Source organism: Catellatospora tritici, assembly GCF_019083965.1.
GTDB lineage: Bacteria > Actinomycetota > Actinomycetes > Mycobacteriales > Micromonosporaceae > Catellatospora > Catellatospora tritici.
In genome coordinates, this window is sequence record NZ_JAHRCY010000023.1 from 74,482 (window position 1) to 92,445 (window position 17,964).

General features: G+C 72.1%; 21 protein-coding genes. 8 read left to right on the forward strand and 13 right to left on the reverse strand.

Going from position 1 to position 17,964, the window contains the following annotated elements:
- Positions 1-125: 125 nt before the first annotated feature.
- Together KUA19_RS34715 and KUA19_RS34720 are read left to right on the forward strand one after the other, a co-directional pair.
- Positions 126-710, forward strand: coding sequence for a TetR/AcrR family transcriptional regulator (locus tag KUA19_RS34715; protein ID WP_217403051.1), 585 nt, complete (start codon positions 126-128; stop codon positions 708-710).
- A complete protein-coding gene (locus KUA19_RS34720) occupies positions 707-1,159 on the forward strand; it encodes a GNAT family N-acetyltransferase (RefSeq protein ID WP_217403052.1) in 453 nt (150 codons plus the stop codon). The genes KUA19_RS34715 and KUA19_RS34720 overlap by 4 nt, the downstream gene beginning before the upstream one ends.
- A 3-nt stretch (positions 1,160-1,162) precedes the next feature.
- On the opposite strand, the gene KUA19_RS34725 is transcribed toward KUA19_RS34720, so the two are convergent.
- From KUA19_RS34725 to KUA19_RS34745, 5 genes are all read right to left on the reverse strand, one after another.
- Positions 1,163-1,966 carry a hypothetical protein gene (locus KUA19_RS34725; protein WP_217403053.1) on the reverse strand — a complete coding sequence of 268 codons (804 nt, stop codon included), beginning with the start codon at positions 1,964-1,966 and terminating at the stop codon, positions 1,163-1,165.
- Positions 1,967-2,043: 77 nt separating this feature from the next.
- Positions 2,044-2,577 carry a GNAT family N-acetyltransferase gene (locus KUA19_RS34730; RefSeq protein WP_308167823.1) on the reverse strand — a complete coding sequence of 178 codons (534 nt, stop codon included), beginning with the start codon at positions 2,575-2,577 and terminating at the stop codon, positions 2,044-2,046.
- A gap of 17 nt (positions 2,578-2,594) precedes the next feature.
- Complete coding sequence (locus KUA19_RS34735) at positions 2,595-3,734, reverse strand: LCP family protein (RefSeq protein ID WP_254550567.1); 1,140 nt, start codon at positions 3,732-3,734, stop codon at positions 2,595-2,597.
- A gap of 57 nt (positions 3,735-3,791) precedes the next feature.
- Entirely contained in the window at positions 3,792-4,430 is a 639-nt protein-coding gene (locus KUA19_RS34740) for an FMN-binding negative transcriptional regulator (protein WP_217403055.1), read from the reverse strand.
- Positions 4,431-4,442: 12 nt separating this feature from the next.
- The gene (locus KUA19_RS34745) at positions 4,443-5,420 is read right to left on the reverse strand and encodes a DMT family transporter (protein ID WP_217403057.1); all 978 of its coding nucleotides are present in this window, start codon (positions 5,418-5,420) and stop codon (positions 4,443-4,445) included.
- On the opposite strand from KUA19_RS34745, the gene KUA19_RS34750 reads away from it, so the two are divergent.
- Positions 5,419-6,807, forward strand: a complete 1,389-nt coding sequence (locus tag KUA19_RS34750; protein ID WP_217403059.1) for an aminotransferase-like domain-containing protein — start codon at positions 5,419-5,421, stop codon at positions 6,805-6,807. The genes KUA19_RS34745 and KUA19_RS34750 overlap by 2 nt on opposite strands.
- A 218-nt stretch (positions 6,808-7,025) precedes the next feature.
- Here KUA19_RS34750 and KUA19_RS34755 read toward each other — a convergent pair whose 3' ends face one another.
- From KUA19_RS34755 to KUA19_RS34765, 3 genes are read right to left on the reverse strand one after another with little or no spacing between them, the layout of a single operon-like run.
- The gene (locus KUA19_RS34755) at positions 7,026-7,496 is read right to left on the reverse strand and encodes an aminoacyl-tRNA deacylase (protein WP_217403060.1); all 471 of its coding nucleotides are present in this window, start codon (positions 7,494-7,496) and stop codon (positions 7,026-7,028) included.
- Positions 7,497-7,519: 23 nt separating this feature from the next.
- On the reverse strand, positions 7,520-8,437 hold the full coding sequence (locus KUA19_RS34760) for a GlxA family transcriptional regulator (protein ID WP_217403061.1): 918 nt from the start codon (positions 8,435-8,437) through the stop codon (positions 7,520-7,522).
- Complete coding sequence (locus KUA19_RS34765) at positions 8,434-9,033, reverse strand: cysteine hydrolase family protein (protein ID WP_217403062.1); 600 nt, start codon at positions 9,031-9,033, stop codon at positions 8,434-8,436. The genes KUA19_RS34760 and KUA19_RS34765 overlap by 4 nt, the downstream gene beginning before the upstream one ends.
- Before the next feature lie 87 nt (positions 9,034-9,120).
- Between KUA19_RS34765 and KUA19_RS34770 the strand changes: the two genes are divergently transcribed.
- Positions 9,121-9,924 carry a GNAT family N-acetyltransferase gene (locus KUA19_RS34770; RefSeq protein WP_217403063.1) on the forward strand — a complete coding sequence of 268 codons (804 nt, stop codon included), beginning with the start codon at positions 9,121-9,123 and terminating at the stop codon, positions 9,922-9,924.
- On the opposite strand, the gene KUA19_RS34775 is transcribed toward KUA19_RS34770, so the two are convergent.
- On the reverse strand, positions 9,921-10,154 hold the full coding sequence (locus KUA19_RS34775) for a hypothetical protein (protein ID WP_217403064.1): 234 nt from the start codon (positions 10,152-10,154) through the stop codon (positions 9,921-9,923). The two genes, KUA19_RS34770 and KUA19_RS34775, sit on opposite strands and share 4 nt — an antisense overlap.
- A 143-nt stretch (positions 10,155-10,297) precedes the next feature.
- On the opposite strand from KUA19_RS34775, the gene KUA19_RS34780 reads away from it, so the two are divergent.
- Complete coding sequence (locus KUA19_RS34780) at positions 10,298-10,543, forward strand: DUF2630 family protein (protein ID WP_217403065.1); 246 nt, start codon at positions 10,298-10,300, stop codon at positions 10,541-10,543.
- A 277-nt stretch (positions 10,544-10,820) separates the two neighbouring features.
- On the opposite strand, the gene mctP is transcribed toward KUA19_RS34780, so the two are convergent.
- Both mctP and KUA19_RS34790 read right to left on the reverse strand, forming a co-directional pair.
- The gene (gene mctP, locus KUA19_RS34785; protein ID WP_217403067.1) at positions 10,821-12,479 is read right to left on the reverse strand and encodes a monocarboxylate uptake permease MctP; all 1,659 of its coding nucleotides are present in this window, start codon (positions 12,477-12,479) and stop codon (positions 10,821-10,823) included.
- Position 12,480: 1 nt separating this feature from the next.
- The gene (locus tag KUA19_RS34790; protein WP_217403070.1) at positions 12,481-12,708 is read right to left on the reverse strand and encodes a DUF3311 domain-containing protein; all 228 of its coding nucleotides are present in this window, start codon (positions 12,706-12,708) and stop codon (positions 12,481-12,483) included.
- 241 nt (positions 12,709-12,949) lie between these two features.
- Between KUA19_RS34790 and KUA19_RS34795 the strand changes: the two genes are divergently transcribed.
- Both KUA19_RS34795 and KUA19_RS34800 read left to right on the forward strand, forming a co-directional pair.
- On the forward strand, positions 12,950-13,726 hold the full coding sequence (locus KUA19_RS34795; RefSeq protein ID WP_217403072.1) for a DUF11 domain-containing protein: 777 nt from the start codon (positions 12,950-12,952) through the stop codon (positions 13,724-13,726).
- 55 nt (positions 13,727-13,781) lie between these two features.
- A complete protein-coding gene (locus KUA19_RS34800; protein WP_217403074.1) occupies positions 13,782-14,474 on the forward strand; it encodes a GAP family protein in 693 nt (230 codons plus the stop codon).
- Between the two features lie 63 nt (positions 14,475-14,537).
- Here KUA19_RS34800 and KUA19_RS34805 read toward each other — a convergent pair whose 3' ends face one another.
- Together KUA19_RS34805 and KUA19_RS34810 are read right to left on the reverse strand one after the other, a co-directional pair.
- On the reverse strand, positions 14,538-15,353 hold the full coding sequence (locus tag KUA19_RS34805) for a glycosyltransferase family 8 protein (protein ID WP_217403075.1): 816 nt from the start codon (positions 15,351-15,353) through the stop codon (positions 14,538-14,540).
- A gap of 100 nt (positions 15,354-15,453) precedes the next feature.
- Entirely contained in the window at positions 15,454-16,371 is a 918-nt protein-coding gene (locus tag KUA19_RS34810) for an SPFH domain-containing protein (RefSeq protein ID WP_217403076.1), read from the reverse strand.
- A 231-nt stretch (positions 16,372-16,602) separates the two neighbouring features.
- Here KUA19_RS34810 and KUA19_RS34815 point away from each other — a divergent pair, with 231 nt between their 5' ends.
- Positions 16,603-17,931: a glycosyltransferase family 2 protein gene (locus tag KUA19_RS34815; protein WP_217403077.1), complete on the forward strand. Its 1,329-nt coding sequence runs from the start codon at positions 16,603-16,605 to the stop codon at positions 17,929-17,931.
- Positions 17,932-17,964 lie beyond the last annotated feature (33 nt).

Below are 17,964 nucleotides of genomic sequence, written 5' to 3' on the forward strand. Positions count from 1 at the left end.
GGACAGGCTATGGCCCCGTCTGGACAGGCGCTGCCCGCGCTGTTAGCGTAACGTCTGTTACGTAACGGCTGTGATGTAACGGCCGTGAGGTGGTGTAACGGCTGTGATGTAACGGAGGTGCGCGGATGCCGCGGGTGGTCGACCACGAGCAGCGTCGGGCGGAGTTGTCGCTGGCGGTGTGGCAGGTGGTCGGCGAGCGCGGCCTCGACGGGCTGACCCTGCGGGCGGTCGCCGAGGCGGGCGGGTGCACCACCGGCCGGGTGGCGCACTACTTCGCCGACAAGGAGGCCCTGCTCGCGCATGCCCGCGACATCATGCACCGGCGGATGACCGAGCGCATCGAGGCGCTGCCGGTCGGCGTCGGGCCGCGCGAGCGGCTGCGGGCGGTGCTGCTGGAGGGACTGCCGCTCGACGCCGAGCGGCTGCTGCTGACGACGGTGTGGGCGTATTTCCTGATCGCCGCGCACAGCAGCGCGGTGCTGCGGGCCGAGCACGACCGGCGGCACGCCTCCTGGATCGAGCGGCTGACCGGGCTGCTGCGCGCGGCGTACCCGCGGCCCCCAGCCGATCTCGACCTGCGGGTGCGCGGCCTGGTCGCGCTGCTGGACGGCCTGGCCGTGTACGCGGTCACCACCCCGCACACCTACCCGCCCGAGCTGCTGGTGCGCACCCTGGACAATCACCTGGACCTGCTGGGAGTCATGCCATGACCGTGGACGAGTTGACCGTCGTCGAGACCGCGGGCACCGACCCGCGGGTGGCGCCGCTGGTGGCGGCGATGAAGGCCGAGATGGACCGGCGCTACCCCGAAGAGGTGGGGCTGGACCATCCGCAGGTGCTGACCGATGCGGTGTTCCTGCTGGTCCTGGCGGCCGACGAGCCGGTGGGCACCTGCGCGGTGCAGTTGCTGGGCGCCGAGGCCGAGCTGAAGCGGATGTACGTGCGGCCCGACCAGCGCGGGCGCGGCGTCGCCGGGCTGCTGATGGGCCAGGCCGAAGCGGTGGCGCGGCGGGCCGGGTGCACCCGGTTCAAGCTGGAGACGGGGGTACGCCAACCCGAGGCGATCGCCGTCTACCGGCGCGCCGGGTTCGTCGCCATCCCCAACTACCCGCCGTACGACACCTGGGAGCTCTCGGTCTGCTTCGCCAAGGACCTGTAGCGCTCAGACGGTCGCGGCCACGCGCACCTGGTCGGGCAGCCCGACGTGGGCGGCGATGATCTGCGAGGGCACACCGTCGTCGCGGCAGTCGCGCACCGCCTCGTCGCGCAGGGCGGTCAGCCGTCCGACGTTGTAATCCAGCGCCCACGCCAGCTGCGCCATCCGTTCCAGCAGGATGCTGTCGGCGTCCGACGGCGGGCTCTGCTCGGCCGCGGCCATCGCCGCGCGCACCTCGTCGACGGTGACCCCGGCCAGCTCGGCCACGGTCGTCTCGGGCCAGCCGTGGTGGCGGGCGAGCACCGCCGCGTACAGGATGCGCGAGGCGTCGTTGGTGGCCTGGTAGCCCTCCAGGAAACGCAGCCAGTGCGCGCAGTGGGCGACTCGGTCGGTGGGCGCTTCGGGCAGGAAGCGGTCCAGCCGGGCCGCGGGCAGCAGTCGGGCGGCCTGGTCGTAGGCGCGTTCCAGCAGGTCGTGCAGGTCGGTGACGATCTGCTGGCGTTCGTGGAGGTCCTGTTCGGTGCCGTCGGCGTCGGGCAGGCCCGGCCACTCGACGATGGTGGCGGCGCGGTGCGCGTGGGCGCGGTGGCCGCAGATCACCTCGGCGACGTCGGCCGGGGTCCAGTCATGGTGGTGGACGAGGGCCGCGGCGGCCTCGTCCCGGGCGAGTAGTGCGCGGCGGTACTGCTGGCGGAGGGTGAGGGTGAGGGTGCACACGTCGAGCGCGCTCTGGTCGATGTCCTGGTAGTCGAGCAGGTCGACCCGCCGCCCCAACTCCGGCACACAGATGTCGGCGATCGGGTTGGTCATGCCCCGACCGTAACCGAGGGTGGGTAGGCCGCCTACCCTCCGTGCATCCGGGGTGACATTTCGTACCCCGGAACCGGTCAAAGCGGCTTTACCAGCAGCTCGAACTCCAGATCGGGATGTTTGGGCAGGCCGAAGCGCGGATCGCCATACGGGAACGGGTAGCGCTGCCCGGTCCGGCGGTAGCCGCGCCGCTCGTACCAGGCCAGCAGCTCGTCCCGCTGCACCAGCACCGTCATGTGCATCTCGGTGGCGGCCCAGTCCTGCCGGGCTGTCAGCTCGGCCCGCGCCAGTACGGCGCGTCCTACGCCGCCGCCCTGCAGGTCGGGGCGGACCGAGAACATGCCGAAGTAGGCGTACCCCTCGCGGCGCTGCACGTGGCAGCAGGCGACCAGGGTGCCGTCGCGCTCGAACAGCAGCACCCGGCCGTCGTCGGCGCCGATCATCCCGGTCACCGCGTCGGCGTCGGTGCGCTGCCCGTCGAGCAGGTCGGCCTCGGTGGTCCACCCGGCCCGGCTCGCCTCGCCCCGGTACGCCGACTCGACCAGCGCCACCACCGCGGGCACGTCGGCGGCGGTGGCGTCGCGCATGTGCAACTGCTTGGTCGTCTCCACCCGGTCAACCTACCGAATCAGGCGCGCGGATCGACGTTGACCAGCTTCGGATGCGTCTTGACCCATCCGGCCAGCTGATCCTTGCGCAGCGCCGCGAAGTACGTCGATTGCACCGAGTCCAACGCCTCACCCTGGTACTTGCCGCCGCTGTACACCCCGTGGCCGGGCAGCCCGACCAGGGTGATGTTGGCGGGGGTGAGCTTGCGCAGCGCGTACGCCCAGGCCGACGGGGTGTGCCCGCGTCCGTCGAACACGATCGTCTTGCCCAGCGCCTGCAGGATGGCCTCCAACCGCCCCGGGCTGGTGAGCAGGTCGCCGCTGAACGCCTTGGCCGCCATCGCCTTGATGAGCTGCCGCTGGTGCCGCTGCCGGGTGTACTCGCTGCCGGTGGTGTAGCGCTGGCGTCCGTAGTCCAGCGCCTGCCAGCCCCGCATGTGCATGACGCCCACGTTGTAGGTGGCCCGCGGCCCGCTGTACCCGTGGTCGCACCCGCGGCACGGGGGCCGCAGCTTGCCGTCGGGCTGCCGGTGGATCGACACGACCTTCTGGTCGACGTAGATGTCGACGCCGCCCATCGCGTCGATGAGGTCGCGGTAGCCGGTGAACGTGATGACGGCCCCCGCGTCGAACCGCGCGATCCCGGTGTACCCGCTGACCGCCTTGGCCATCAGCTGGAACCCCTGGGCCATGTCGAACCGGCCGGTGCCGGGCACCCGCCCCCCGAACGTCATCGCGTGGGTCAGCTTGGTGTGCGCCGTGCCGCCGTAGTTCGACGGCTTGAACGCGGGCACCCGCACCACCAGGTCGCGCGGCAGCGAGGTCAGGTAGCCACTGCTCAGGTCGGCGTTCACGTGCAGGATCATGACGGCGTCGCCGTGGATCGGCCAGCTCTTCTGCGCCTCACGGGTGTCGACGCCGACGATCAGGATGTTCAGCGGGCCCTTGATGTCCGCGCCCGCGGGCGGGGTGGGACTCGGGCTGGGGCTGGGCGAACCAGGCGCCGACGGTGTCGGGGCGTCGCTCGGGCCGAACAGGTCGGCCTGCGGGATCGCGTCGTCGACATGTGCGCGCAGCAGGCTCACACCGGCGTAGGCGCCGCCGCCGAGCAGGACGAGCACCACCCCGATGATCAGCAGCAGACGGGTGGAGCGGGCCATCGGTTTCCTCCCGGGGGGTGCACCGCGGGCACGGTGCGGAGGTCAGGAGCCTCGACTCTAGTCACCCGCCCCGGGCCGGAACACCCCCCGCATGGCCTCGGCGACCTCGTGCGCGCCGAGGTCGTCCAAACCGGACGCGACGCCGCGCATGTCGGCGTCGGACCGGTTCTGGCTCAGCTTGAACTTGGCCTCGATCCGGGAGACGAGCAGCTCCACCCCGACGATCGCGCGCAGCTGGCCCTCGACGTAGGCGGCCGGGGCGTCGTCGACCGACCACGGGTGCGCGCGGTCGGACTCGTGCCGGTCGGTCAGCTCGCGCACCAGCGCGCCGACCCAGGCCGGGTCGTCGTGCACGACCAGCTCGCCGTAGAGGTGCGCGGTGACGTAGTTCCAGGTGGGCACCACCCGGCCGTGCTCGGCCTTGGCGGCGTACCAGGAGGGGCTGACGTAGGCGTCCGGGCCGCGCACGATGGCCAGGGCCTGGCCGAGCACCGGGCGGCGCCACTGGTCGTTGTTGCGGGCCAGGTGGCCGCGCAGACGGCCGTGCGGCAGGCCGTCGGGACGGTCGTACAGCATCGGCAGCAGTGTCGCGACCGGGCCCTGCTCGGTGGCGGTGACCAGGTCGACGGCGCCGATCCCGGCCAGCAGTTCGGCGACGGCGGTGTCGTCGGGGGCGAAGTGGGCGGGCACGTACATGACCGGCTCCTCTCAGATGGCCGACGCGGCGGCGGGTCGGACCGTGACGGCGGCGCGGGTGCGCTGGGTGAGCACCACGCAGACCAGCACGGCCAGGGCAGCCACGATAGCGGCCGGGCCGACCGGTTCGCCCAGCAGCAGCGCCGACCACAGCAGCGTCAGCACCGGCTGGGCCAGTTGGACCTGGCCGACCTGGGCGACGCCGCCCCGGGCCAGCCCCGTGTACCAGGCGAAGAAGCCCAGGAACATGGAGATCACGGTGACGTAGCCGAACCCCGCCCAGGCCGTGGCCGAGGCGTGCGGCGGGTGGACGACCGCCGCGAGCGCGGTCACCGGCACGGTGACGGGCAGGGCCACGATCAGAGCCCAGCAGATGGTACGGGCGCCGCCGAGCTCGCGGGCCAGCGCGCCGCCCTCGGCGTACCCGAGACCGCACAGCACCACCGCGACCAGCAGGTACAGGTCGGCAAGCTCGAGCGAACCGCGCACCGTCCCGCCGGCGGCGAGGAACCCGACCACCGCGACCAGCCCGGCCGACGCGGCCAGCCAGAACGCCCGGGGCGGCCGCTCGCCCGCGCGCAGCACCGCGAACACGGCGGTGATCGCGGGCAGCAGCGCGACGACGACCGCACCGTGCGCGGCGGTCTGCGCGGTCAGCGCCAGCGAGGTGAACAGCGGGAACCCGACCACGACCCCGAGGGCGACCACGGCCAGCCGCCGCCACTGGGCTCGGCTGGGCCGGGGCGCGCCGGTCGCCCGCAGGTATCCCCAGGCCAGCAGTCCGGCGCCGACCGCCCGGCCGAACGCGACGAACCACGAATCGAGCTCCTGCACGGCGGTGCGGGTGGCGGGCAGCGACATGCTGAACGCCAGCACGCCGAGCGCGCCCAGCGCCAGCCCGGCGGTGCGGTCCGTAGTGCCTTCCGCCGTGCCTTTCGACGTGCCCGCTGTTACCGGGGCCGCGACAGTAGCGCTACTCTTGTCTCCCATGGGTAACAGTAACGCAGTCGCTCGCGTTATCCAAGATCTGCGCGAGCACGCCACGGCGGCCACCCCCGGGGCGCAGCTGCCCTCGGTGCGCGAGCTCACCGCCCGGCACCAGGCCTCGCCGGTCACCGTCGCCCAGGCGATCCGGCAGCTCGTGGCCGAGGGGGTGGTGGAGGCGCGGCCCGGCAAGGGCACCTACGCCGCGGCCCGGCCCGGCCACGCGCAGGCCGCCGACCTGTCCTGGCAGACCGTGGCGCTGGGCCCCGCGCCGGCCGGGGAGCAGGAGATGCAGGCGTTACTGGCGATACTGCAGCCGGGCGCGATCGCGCTGTCGGGCGGATACCTGGAACCGGCGCTGCAGCCGGTCGCGGCGCTGGGCGCGGCCCTGGCCCGCGCCGCCCGGCAACCCGCCGCCTGGGCGCGGGGGCCGGTCGAGGGGCGCGAGGACCTGCGGGCCTGGTTCGCCCGCGAGGCCGGGGCGGGGCTGCGCGCCGAGGACATGGTGATCTGCCCCGGCGGCCAGGCCGCGCTGTCGAGTGCGTTGCGGGTGCTGAGCAGCCCGGGGGACGTGCTGCTGGTGGAGTCGCCGACATACCTGGGGGCGCTGGCGGCGGCGCGGGCGGCGGGACTGCGGGTGGTGCCGGTGCCCGCCGACGCCGACGGGGTACGCCCCGACCAGCTCGCCACCGCGTTCGCCCGGACCGGCGCCCGCCTGTTCTACTGCCAGCCGCTGTACGCCAACCCGCACGGCGCCACGCTGCGCCCCGACCGGCGCCGCGCCGTCATGGACGCCGTACGGGCCGCCGGGGCGTTCCTGATCGAGGACGACTACGCCCGCGACCTGGCCATCGAGAGCGATCCGCCGCCCCCGCTGGCCGCCGACGACCTCGACGGGCACGTCGTCTACCTGCGCTCACTCACCAAGGCGGCCGCGCCGGGCCTGCGGGTGGCCGCGATCGGCGCCCGTGGCCCGGCCGGGGCGCGACTGCGCGCGGGCCGCCTGCTCGACGACTTCTACGTCTCCGGGCCGCTGCAGCAGGCCGCGGTCGAGTTCGTCACCGCCCCCGCCTGGGGCCGCCACCTGCGCACCCTGCGCTCGGCCCTGCGCGCCCGGCGTGACGCCCTGCTCGACGCGATCCGCCGCCACCTGCCGACCGTCACCCCTGTCGGCGTCCCCCGCGGCGGCCTGCACCTCTGGGTACGCCTGCCCGACGGCACCGACGACGTCACCCTGGCCGCCAAAGCCGCCGCCGAACAGGTCATCGTCTTCCCCGGCCGCCCCTGGTACGCCGCCGAACCCCCCGCCCCCCACCTGCGCCTCACCTACGCCGCCGCCCCACCCGACGACCTCGAGGAAGGCACCCGCCGCCTCGCCCACGCCCTCCGATAACCCGTCGATCATGAACTTATGGGTGTTCGACGGCGTGTCCCCACCCCACGCCCGTGATCAACTCGGCCCGCCCGCGCGGGGCGCGCGGGAGGTGATCGTGCAGTTTCGGGGAAACTGCACGAAAGCAGCCCAAGATTCCTGCACTTTCCCCAAAACTGCACCCGCGGCGCGGCGCGGCGACGCGGTGGGGTGGGGTGGGGTGGGGTGGGGGAACGGGGTCAGGGGGTGGGTTCGGGGTCGGTGAGGTCGGCGAAGGTGCCGGAGAGGTTCGTGACGGCGATGTCGGCGTCGACGGCGACCGCCACGCCGTGCTCGCCCGCGCCGAGCGTGATCTCCCGGCCGCGCAGCCGCTCATCAGCCAGCACCGGCCACGGGCGGGCCGAGCCGTACGGCGTGATGGTGCCCCGCTCGTACCCGGTGGCGGTCTTCGCCTCGGCCGCGTCGGGCATGGACAGCCGGTTGACGCCCAGCAGCGCACGCAGCTTCGGCCACGAGATCACCCGGTCGCCGGGCACCAGCACGAACAGGTAGTCGTCCGCACCGCGTCGCACCACGATCGTCTTGACCACGTCGGGGACGGCCACTCCGCGCGCCGCCGCCGCTTCGGCGAGGCTGCGCACCGGGCCGTGCCGGATCACCCGGTGGTCGACCCCGGATGCGACGAGGGCCTGCAGCGCGGAACCGGTCATGCGAGCACCCTATCGCCCGTGACTCAACCGGCCGCCGGCCCGCGTGAGCGCAGGCGACGCAGCATGCGGGCGTCCTCGAAGCCGACCGTACGGGCGGCCGACTCGACCGTGGCCCCGTGTCCGATCAGGTGCTCGGCCCGTTCCACCCGGAGCAGGTGCTGGTAGCGCAGCGGGGTCAGCCCGGTCGCGGCGGCGAACAGGCGCGTCAGCGTACGGCTGCTGACTCCGCAGGAGGCGGCCAGTTCCGGCAGCGGCAGCCGTTCGGTGAACCGGGTGTCGATCAGGTCCTGCGCCCGGTGGACAGCGTCGCTGAGGTGGCCCCGGTGTCGCAGCATCGCGCTGGCCTGCGGTTCGTCGCCGTTGCGCCGGGCGAAGACGACCATCTCCCGCGCCACCCGGGCCGCGGCGGCCGGGCCGTGCCGGGTCGCCACCAGGTGCAGCGCCAGGTCGATGCCGCTGGCGATCCCGGCCGAGGTGACCACGCGATCGTCCACCGTGTACAGCACGTCGTGCACGACCCACGCCAACGGGTACCGCACGGCCAGTTCCTCCTGCAGGTCGTGGTGCGTGGTGCAGCGGCGCCCGTCGAGCAGCCCGGCCCGGCCCAGCGCGTCGGCGCCCGCGCAGACGCTGGCCACGGTGCCGCCCCGGGCGTGGTGTGCGCCCAGCCGAGCCAGGGTGGCCCCGGTCAGGGGCCCGGTGGTGCGCAGTTCCGGCGAGCGCCACCCGGGCACCACGATCAGGTCGTCGGGGCCGAGGTCGGGCCAGTCCAGGCCCGCGCGTAGCGGTACGCCCTGGTGGGTGGGGACGTCCTCCTGCTCGGCCACGTACGCCAGGCGGTAGCCGTAGCCGAGATCGGCGGCGGTCGAGAAGACCTGGGCCGGACCGGCCAGGTCGAGCAGGTGCAGCCGTGGTACGAGCAGGAAGACGACCTCGGTCATACGCGGGCGGGTTCCCGTTCGGTCAGCTCGGCGGTGGTCGCGATGGTGGCGAAGCGGCCGGACAGGGCGTACTCGGTGCGGGCGGCGATCTCGGCGGCGGGCAGCGTGCGCGGATCGGCCAGAATCTGCTCGTTGTCGGCGTCGGCGGGCAGGTCCCGGTGCGGGATGGGGAAGGTGGCGGTGGCGTCGGTGACGAAGGTGATCTCGTAGCCGAGGTCGGAGCCGACCCGGGTGGTGGTCTCCACGCACTGCTCGGTGCGCAGCCCGCACAGCACCAGGTGCCGCACCCCCGCCGTGGTGAGCAGGTGCGCGAGGTTGGTGGTGGTGAACGCGTTGTGCACGGTCTTGGTCAGTACGGGTTCGCCGGGCAGCGGGTCCAGGCCGTCCATGACTCGGACGTGACCGGAGGCGGGGTCGAACACGCCGCCGGTGCCCGGTTCGCTGTGCAGGACCCATACCACCAGGTCGCCGTTGGCGCGGGCGGCCCGCACCAGCCGGTCGACCCGGTCCACCACGGCCGGGTTGTCGACGAGCCGCCACAGCGGCCGCTGCCGGAAGGACTCCTGTACGTCCACGACGATGAGTGCTCTGGTCATGCCGTCGATCCTTCCCGGGCCCATGCCCTGGTGACAGGCACCATCATGCCCCGCACCGGACCGATCCGGTCACGCTAGCCTGGCCGGGTGCCCACCGTGCGCCCCGCCACCGCCGCCGACCTGCCCGGCGTACGCGCCGTCGCGGACCGCTTCGGCAACCTCGCGCACTGGCCGCGCCGCCCCGACTATCTCGACCGCGAGCAGGACAACGGGCGCCTCTGGGTGGGGGTCCGCGACGGCGCCGTGGTCGGATTCGGGGGTACGACGTCCAGGGGCGCGTTGACCCACCTGGCCGACCTGTTCGTGCTGCCCGAACACCAGTCCAGCGGCGTCGGCCAGGCGCTGCTCGCACGGCTGCTGCCCGCCGGCGCGCCCAGGGTCACGTTCGCCTCGTCGGATCCGCGCGCGATCGCGCTGTACACCCGGCAGGGCCTGCTCCCGCGCTGCCCGGTGCTGTACCTGAGCGGCCGCCTCGCCCCGCTGCCGCCGTCCCCGCCCGCGCTCCGCGTCACCGCCGCCGACCTGACCGACCTCGACGCCGTCGCGTCAGGCGGCGCCCGCCCGGCCGACCTGACCTGGTATGGCGAGCTGCCCGAGGTCTCGGCCTGGCGAACCGGCGACGGCTACGCCCTCGTCCGCACCGTCGGCGACGAACTCCTGCTCGGTCCGGCGGGCGGCGCCACGCCCGAGGACTGCGCCGCCGCCGTGCTCGCCGCGCTGGCCGCACACCGCGACCTGGCGGCGGCACGGCTCACCGTGTTCGGCCCGAACCCGGTGCTGCCGCTGCTGCTGGGGTACGGGTTCCTCGTCACCGACATGGACGTCTTCGCCGCCAGCGAGCCGGACACGCTGCCGCTCGACCGCTACCTGCCGCACCCGGATCTGGGTTAGACCAGCTTGACGGCGGTTCCGGTCATCACGCAGTGGCCGGAGTCGCCGCCCATGACCGTCCTGACGTCGACGATCCCGTCCGCGCCGAAACGTGCCGCCTGGTCGATGAGCTGCTGCACCATCTTCTGCGTGTTGCCGCCGCCGAGCGCGCCGAGGATGGCGTGCGCGACCACCAGGCCGCGTACCTCGAACGCGCGTCCGCCGAGGTCGGGCAGGGTCGAAATGATCACGTTGAACCTCCGGGGGACGGGGACGGGTGCCGGTTCGATTGTGGCTGACGCCCCGGTCCCAGTCGGCGGCCCCGGGAGCGGGCGGGTGGTGCGGGGCCGAGCGAACGGCGGCGCGACAGTGGCGTGCGTGGAAGGCTGGAGTCATGAACGAGAAGCAGATCCTCGAGCGCATCGATTCCCTCGTCGCCGAGGAGCACCAGCTGCGGACCCGGCGCGTGGAGGGGTCGATCGACCCGGAGACCGAGGCTGCGCGCCTGCGTGACCTCGAACAGACCCTGGACCAGTGCTGGGACCTGCTGCGGCGCCGTCGGGCCCGTAGCGACGCGGGCGAGAACCCCGACGACGCCAAACCCGCCGATATCGCCCAGGTCGAAAGCTACCTCCAGTAACCCACGCACCCACTTCGACCCCACCCACCGCCGCGCTCGCGGTTCGTTGCTGCAGTTTCGGGGAAACTGCACGAAAGCAGCGCAAGATTCCTGCACTTTCCCCGAAACTGCAGCATCCGGGGCGGGTCGGCCGGTCGGCCGGTCGGCCGGTCGGTGGGTCGGTGGGTCGGTGGGTCGGTGGGTGGAGTGGGAACACGAAACGGCGATCTCCGGGTGGAGATCGCCGTTTCGTGCCGGAAGTCCGCGCCGGGCCGCGCGGACGGGACCGGGGGTGAGGTCAGGCCACCGCGACCGGTTCGCCCTCGTCGGCGAGATCGCCGCGCTGGGCGTCCCCGCGCGGGGTGTCCTCGTCGACGAAGTAGTCGTCGGGCTTGGTGGCGTCGGTGCCGTCGGCGACCTTCGCCGCCCGCAGCACCAGCGTGAACAGGACCGCGACCAGCAGGTTGACCGCCACCGCGACCAGTCCCGCGTAGATCGTCATGGGGGTGTCGAAGCCCAGTTTGGACAGCGGGAACGCCGATCCGGCGAAGTGCGCGCGCCCGGTCGCCGGGTTGGCGATCTGGTACAGCATCCACATGCCGAATCCCATGCCCGCGACCCAGCCCGCGATCAGGGCGCCGCGGTGCAGCCAGCGGGTGAACAGGCCCAGCGCCACCGACGGCAGCGTCTGCAGGATGATCACACCGCCGATGAGCTGCAGGTCGATGGAGAACTGCGGGTCGAGCAGCACGATGCAGCCCAGCGCGCCGACCTTGACCACCAGCGACGTCACCTTGCTGACCTTGGCCTCCTGGGCCGGGGTCGCGTCGCGGTTGAGGTACTCGCGGTAGATGTTGCGGGTGAACAGGTTCGCCGCCGCGATCGACATGATCGCCGCGGGGACCAGGGCGCCGATGCCGATGGCGGCGAAGGCGATCCCGGCGAACCAGTCGGGGAACTGCTGGTCGAACAGCACCGGCACGATGGTGTTGGTGTCGACCGTGCCCGCCTTGGCTCCGGCCAGTGGCTTGACCTTGGCCGCGACCGCGGCGAAGCCGAGCATCGCGAGCAGCCCCAGCAGCAGCGAGTACGCGGGCAGCGCGGACATGTTCCGCTTGATCACGTTCCGATTGCGTGAGGCGAGCACCCCGGTGACCGAGTGCGGGTAGAGGAACAGTGCCAACGCCGAACCCAGTGCCAGGGTGACGTACTGGAGCTGGTTGTTGGCGTTGAGCAGCAGGCCGTCGCTCGGGGCGGGGCTGGCGTCGTACTTGGCCTTGGCGGCGCCGAAGATGGCGCCCCAGCCGCCGAGCTTGGCGGGCAGCCAGAACACCGCGACCAGGATGACGATGTAGATCAGCGCGTCCTTGACGAACGCGATCAGCGCGGGGGCGCGCAGGCCGGACTGGTACGTGTACGCGGCGAGGATGGCGAAGGCGATGATGATCGGCGCGTGCCGGGCCACGGTGGACTCGCCGGTCACGCCCATCGTCTTGAGCACCGCCTCGATGCCGACCAGCTGCAGCGCGATGTAGGGCATCGTCGCCACGATGCCGGTGATGGCCACCAGCAGCGCCAGCGTCGGCGAGCCGAACCGGGCCCGGACGAAGTCGGCCGGGGTGACCATGCCGTGCCGGTGCGAGACCGACCACAGACGTACCAGGACCAGGAAGAACATCGGGTAGATGATCACCGTGTACGGCACGGCGAAGAAGCCCATGGCGCCGGCGCCGAACACCAGCGCGGGCACGGCGACGAAGGTGTACGCGGTGTACAGGTCGCCGCCGACCAGGAACCAGGTGATCCAGGAGCCGAAGTTGCGGCCGCCCAGACCCCATTCGTCCAGGTGTTCCATGGTGTCGGGGCGCCGCCACCGGGCGGCGACGAAGCCCATCGCGCTCACGCCGACGAACAGCACCGCGAACAGGATGATCTCGGTGAGATGGTCACGCCACATGTCAGCGCCTCCGCGTCATCCGGTAGACCAGCGTGGTGGTGCAGACGCCGACGAGGATGTACGCCAGCTGCTGCCAGTAGAAGCGCGGGAAGCCCAGCAGGCTCGGGTCGGACGTGTTGAAGAACGCGGGGATCAACGGCAGCACGATGGGGACGAGCAGCAGCCAGTTCCACGGGCTGTGATCGCTGCGGGAGCGGTCTGCCAGCCGGTCGGGTGCGGGTTCACCCATGGGGGTCTCCTAGCCGGACGGGATCTACGGTGCCGGGAGGATACGCAGCCGGCGGGTCCGCTGTTCCCCTAACGGACGCCGACACGCGCCGAACGGTTCCTGCGGTGCGCCGAACGGCTGATGTCTGCCTGAGCAAGCTTCCGTGCGCGCGACAGCAGCCTGCTATCAGTTGGCTACGGACAGTAACTTTCGGACGTGGGTCTAGTTGAGCGCAGCAGGGGACGCGGGTCTAGGAGGGCACATGCGGCGGCTGGCCGGGCTGGGTCTGATCGTGTGCGCGGGGGCTCTGGTCGGCACGCCCGCATCCGCCGCGCCCGGTGAGGCCGACCTGGTGGTGGCCGTGGTGAGCCCGCCGGACCCGGTCGTGACGGGGGAGGCGCTCACCTACACGATCACGGTGCGCAACGACGGCCCCGAGGCGGCACACCAGGTACGGCTGAGTGACGCCATCCCGCTGCAGACGACCTTCCTGGGGTTCAGTGCCCCGCAGGGCTGGACCTTCACCGTGCCGCCGGTCGGCGCCGGGGGCATGGTCAGCGCGAACCGGGACACCGTCGTCAGCGGTGAGTCCGCGACCTTCACCCTCACGGTCGCGCTCGGGGAGGCGGCGCTGGGCACCATCGGCGACACCGCGCAGGTGTCGGCCGCGTCCGCCGACGCGGACACGGCCGACAACACCGCCACCGCCGCCACCGATATCGCGGTGACCGCCCCTGTCTGCACGATCACCGGCACCGACGGGTTCGACGTGCTGACGGGCACGGACGGCCCGGACGTGATCTGCGGGCTGGGCGGCAACGACCTGATCTCGGGCGAGGGCGGCGACGACATCGTGTACGGCGGCCCCGGCAGCGACTTCATCGAGGTGGGCAGCGGCGCCGACACGGTGTACGGCGAGGCGGGCAGTGACTTCGTCGACGCGGTGGACGAGGTCCTCGGCAACGACACCGTCGACGGCGGCGTGGGCCTGGACCTCTGTGGCACCGACAGCGGCGACGTCGTCTCCGCCTGCCCCTGAACCTGCCTCGGCAACCGCCCCCGGCGAGGTCGTTGACCAGGTCAGACTGGACGGTGTGAGCGGGACGGGCGACGCGATCGGACAGATGCTGCCGTACGCGGCGGGCGTGGCGGTGAGCCCGTTGCCGATCATCGCGGTGATCCTGGTGCTGTTCTCCAGCCGCGCCCGCACCGGCGGCCCGGCGTTCCTGGCCGGTTCGCTGCTCGGGGTCGCCGTCGCCACCACGGTGTCGTTCCTGCTGGCCGGTGGTGGCACGGCCGCGCCCGGCTGGGAGTCGGCGACCTGGACGCACTGGGTGCGCGTCGGGCTGGGCCTGTTACTGCTGTTCGCGGCGGTACGCCACTGGCAGCGGCACCGGCGCCACGCCCGGACCGGCGGTGAGCATCCGATGCCCCGCTGGATGTCGGGCGTGGACCGCTGGTCGCCACTCAAGACGGCCCTGCTCGCCCTGGTCATGTACGGCCTGGACCCCAAGAACCTGGCCCTGTGCGCCAAGGCGGGCCAGGAGCTGGCCGCACACGATCCGACCTGGCTGGGCGGGCTGCTGGCCCTGGCCGTGTTCACCGCGGCGGCGTGCCTGCCGGTGCTGGTGGTCGTGCTCGGCTACCTGGCCGGGGGCGCCCGCGCGGCCCGGGCCCTGGAGCACTGCCGCACCTGGCTGTCGCGGCACCACCTGCTGGTGATGGCCGCCCTCCTCCTCGCCTTCGGCGCCCTCCTGCTCAGCCACGGCCTCCGCGGCCTGCTGTAAGGAAGGGCCCCTTCTTGCGTTATCTGATGTGGAAGGGCCCCTTCCAAACCCCCGGAGGGGTGGCTAGAGGTACGCGGCGACGCGGGTGGTGAGGGTGTGGTGGCGGGCGTGGCGGAAGCCGGGGCGGAAGCCCTCGGTCCAGGGCTTGCGGGGCCCGGCGAAGTGCATCACGCGTACGTCCTGCGCCGCCCGCTGCCCAGGGGTCATCGGTTCGAGCAGGTAGCTGCACATGTGGTTCCAGCGGGGCGGCAGCCGCAGCCACTGCTCGAAGGCCACCAGGTTGAGCGCGTCCTGATCGGGGAAGCGCAGGCTGCCGCCGTACTCGGCTAGGTAGGCCAGGCAGCGCTCGGTGACCCGCAGCTCGCGCCACCGGTCCATGTTGATCAGGAGCACGCCCGAGTTGAAGTACGGCGCGTCGCCGGGGTGCTGCGGCCCGGCCCCGGGGATGCCGCCCCACATGTCGAACCGGTCGGTGAACGCGTCGCGCACCGCCGCCAGCGGTGCGTCGGCCAGCGGCAGTTGCCACAGCGGCCCGAGTTCGCCGCAGACCTGGACGTCGGAGTCGAGGTACAGCAGCCGCCCCGGACCGTCGACCAGGTCGGGCAGGAGCAGCCGCAGGTACATGCCGGGGCTGAGGTAGGTCAGCGACTCGTGCTCGGCCACCGGCAGCGCCCGGAACGCGTCGCCGGTGGTGAGCAGGTGCAGCCGCCCGCGCCCGGCCAGCTGGCGCCGCAGCGACTGCTCCTGCTCCTTGGCGACGGTGTCGGTGGTCAGCAGCCAGAACGTGATGTCGTCCCGGTCATGGCTGTCGAGCACCGACTCCAGCGCCACCCGGGCGTGCCCGGCGTACCCCTCGTCGAAGGCGAAGGCAATGTCCACCCTGGTGGTATAGCAAAACTTAACCGCATCACTGAATCGCAGTGTCAGTATCTGGCATAGATTCAATGAATATTTTGCACGACAGCGCAAGCAGCTTGCGCTACTTGACCGGCACCACCGTGGTCGGCGGGGCGCCGCAGGTGAAGGCGGCGGGCAGCGACCGGCCCTCCTTGGTCATCCGCTCGACCATGTCCAGGCAGTTCTGGTAGAGCACGCCGGTGGTGTTGTTCGCGGCGGCCAGCAGGTCGTTGGCGCGCTTCTGCGCCTCGGCCGTCTTCTGTCGCTGCTCGGCGATCTGGGTTTCGGCGACCGCGGCCAGGTACTGGTTGATCTTGGCCTGGATGTTGTCGTCGAAGCGGATGGTCGGGATGGTGACGCTGCGGATGATCACACCGGCGGGCATCACCTTGGCCAGCTCGCCCTTGGTGTCGTCGGCCAGCTTCGACAGCGGCGCCTGCTCCTCCCCGGCCTTGGTCAGCGCCCGCAGCGGGTCGTACTGCTCGAAGACGGAGTTGAGCGCGCTGGCCAGCTGCCGCTTGACCACGTTGTCCTGAATGTTGTCGAAGTTGCGGTAGTCGCTGTACAGGTCGACGATGTTGGCCGCCGGGTCGATCTGCCACTGCACGGTGACGTCCACCCGCGCGGTCGCCGCGTTGGCCAGCCGCACCAGCAGGCCCGGGTGGTCACCCTGCTCGCCGGAGAGCTTGAGGGTCTGCACCGTGGCGTCGAACTGCTCGATCTGCGCCCAGGGCGCGACCAGGTGGAAGCCGTTGCGCAGGGTGCCGACCGGCTTGCCGAAGCTGGTCTCGACCGCGACGGTCCGGGTGGGCACGACCTGGGCCATCGTGCCGAAGATGCCAAGCACGCCGATCACGATGGCGGCGATGCCGCCCAAGCGGATGTAGCGCGACCCGGCCTGCGCGGCCTTCGTGGTCTGCCCGCGCGTGCCCGCGGCGGAGACGACCAGCGCGACGACGCCGGCCAGCATGAGGAGGATGAGGAGTACGAAGGCTGACATCGTTCGCTTCCTGAGCATTTCGGGGTGGGGACGGGTGCAGAGTGCCACGTCAGGTCAACCGGATGGCGGTTGAGAGAGCGCGATCACAGTGTGCAGATGAAAGCCGACACCGGTCCCGACCTGCGTGGAAAGCCACATATGGAACCACGGGCCGGGAAACTGTTGAAGCGTTTTCGCAACTCCTTCAGGATCGGATCGACAACCCCACATCGATCCATGAACGGAGACCGGATGCTCGCCCGCGCACCCGGCCGCTTGAGTGTGCTCATCCCCACCTACGGCGACGCGTACGCGTTAGAGCTGGTGCTGCGGATGCTCGACCGGCAGACCCTGGCCCCGGACCGGTTCGAGGTGGTGGTGGTCAACGACGGCTCCGACCCGCTGCCGTACCAGCCGCTGCTGTCCGCCGTACACCCGTATGAGCTGCGCTTCGACACGCTGCCCGCGCACCAGGGTCGCGCCGCCGCCCGCAATCGGGCCGTCGCGCTGGCCACCGGCGACGTGATCTGCTTCCTCGACGGCGACGTGCTGGCCGAGCCCACCCTGCTCGCCCGCCACCTGGAGTTCCACTCCGGTCGCGACGAGCCCGCCGTGCTCATCGGCAAGCGGTACGAGGGCGACTGGGGCGTGCTGGCCGCCGCCGCGGCCGGGGAACCGGTCACCACCGGCCTGGTCAGCGACCGGCACGAGGACTTCCGGTTCCGGGTGCCCGGCCGCGACGAGCGCCCCCGGGCCTGGCTGGCCGGGGCGCCGTGGGCGTTCGCGCTGACCAACAACGTGTCCATGCCCCGCCGGGTGGTGCTGGACGTCGGCGGCTTCGACGAGGCGTACGGCACCCGCTGGGGCTTCGAGGACACCGACCTGGCCTACCGCATCCACCGCCACCTCGGCGGCGACGACGAGCGCTTCTGCTACGACGCGGCCGCGGTCGGCTTCCACCTGCCCGCCGTGCGCGACCTGACCCACCTGCAGGACGACTACCTGACCAACCTGAAGCTGTTCCGGGACCGGCACCGGGACCTGGCCGCGGAGCTGGTCGACCTGCCCGCGCCGACCGAGGTGTCCCGCAAGATCCGCTACTACCGCCGGATGCTCGCGCTCTGCGCTGAGCAGCGCGTGGGCTGGCTGCCCGACGCCTGGCCCCGGGTCGACCATCTGGCCGACCGGGCGGTGCTCTGCCAGGCATTCGGCACCGAACAGGTGGATCTGGGCGCGGGCTCGGCCACGCTCGACCACGGCCGGGACACCTCCGAGACCAACCTGCACCTGCTCGGTGTGTGGACCCCGTTCGCCGACGACGAGTTCGACGCGGTGGTCAGCGTGGACCTGTGGCGGTTCCTGGAGCAGCGGGAACTGTCCCGGTTCCTGCGACAGAGCCTGCGGATCGCCCGCGAGGTGGTGCTGATCTACACCGAGGGCGCCGCGGCCCGGATCGCCGGGCCCGACCTGCCGGTGCTGACCACGCCGGACCTGTTCCTGCCGATGCTGCGCCGCCGCTATCCGCAGGCGGTGCGTGAGCCGGACGGCTCCGGCAGCGTGCTGCGCATTCCACGGGCATGAGAAGCAGGCCAAGGGCATGAGAAGCAGGCCAAG

Excerpts from the sequence above, each read along its gene's own strand:
- KUA19_RS34715 (WP_217403051.1), top strand. The coding sequence starts at position 126 with ATGCCGCGGGTGGTCGACCACGAGCAGCGTCGGGCGGAGTTGTCGCTG.
- KUA19_RS34720 (WP_217403052.1), top strand. The coding sequence starts at position 707 with ATGACCGTGGACGAGTTGACCGTCGTCGAGACCGCGGGCACCGACCCG.
- KUA19_RS34725 (WP_217403053.1), bottom strand. The coding sequence starts at position 1,966 with ATGACCAACCCGATCGCCGACATCTGTGTGCCGGAGTTGGGGCGGCGG.
- KUA19_RS34735 (WP_254550567.1), bottom strand. The coding sequence starts at position 3,734 with ATGGCCCGCTCCACCCGTCTGCTGCTGATCATCGGGGTGGTGCTCGTC.
- KUA19_RS34740 (WP_217403055.1), bottom strand. The coding sequence starts at position 4,430 with ATGTACGTGCCCGCCCACTTCGCCCCCGACGACACCGCCGTCGCCGAA.
- KUA19_RS34750 (WP_217403059.1), top strand. The coding sequence starts at position 5,419 with ATGGGTAACAGTAACGCAGTCGCTCGCGTTATCCAAGATCTGCGCGAG.
- KUA19_RS34745 (WP_217403057.1), bottom strand. The coding sequence starts at position 5,420 with ATGGGAGACAAGAGTAGCGCTACTGTCGCGGCCCCGGTAACAGCGGGC.
- KUA19_RS34755 (WP_217403060.1), bottom strand. The coding sequence starts at position 7,496 with ATGACCGGTTCCGCGCTGCAGGCCCTCGTCGCATCCGGGGTCGACCAC.
- KUA19_RS34760 (WP_217403061.1), bottom strand. The coding sequence starts at position 8,437 with ATGACCGAGGTCGTCTTCCTGCTCGTACCACGGCTGCACCTGCTCGAC.
- KUA19_RS34765 (WP_217403062.1), bottom strand. The coding sequence starts at position 9,033 with ATGACCAGAGCACTCATCGTCGTGGACGTACAGGAGTCCTTCCGGCAG.
- KUA19_RS34780 (WP_217403065.1), top strand. The coding sequence starts at position 10,298 with ATGAACGAGAAGCAGATCCTCGAGCGCATCGATTCCCTCGTCGCCGAG.
- mctP (WP_217403067.1), bottom strand. The coding sequence starts at position 12,479 with ATGTGGCGTGACCATCTCACCGAGATCATCCTGTTCGCGGTGCTGTTC.
- KUA19_RS34790 (WP_217403070.1), bottom strand. The coding sequence starts at position 12,708 with ATGGGTGAACCCGCACCCGACCGGCTGGCAGACCGCTCCCGCAGCGAT.
- KUA19_RS34795 (WP_217403072.1), top strand. The coding sequence starts at position 12,950 with ATGCGGCGGCTGGCCGGGCTGGGTCTGATCGTGTGCGCGGGGGCTCTG.
- KUA19_RS34810 (WP_217403076.1), bottom strand. The coding sequence starts at position 16,371 with ATGTCAGCCTTCGTACTCCTCATCCTCCTCATGCTGGCCGGCGTCGTC.
- KUA19_RS34815 (WP_217403077.1), top strand. The coding sequence starts at position 16,603 with ATGCTCGCCCGCGCACCCGGCCGCTTGAGTGTGCTCATCCCCACCTAC.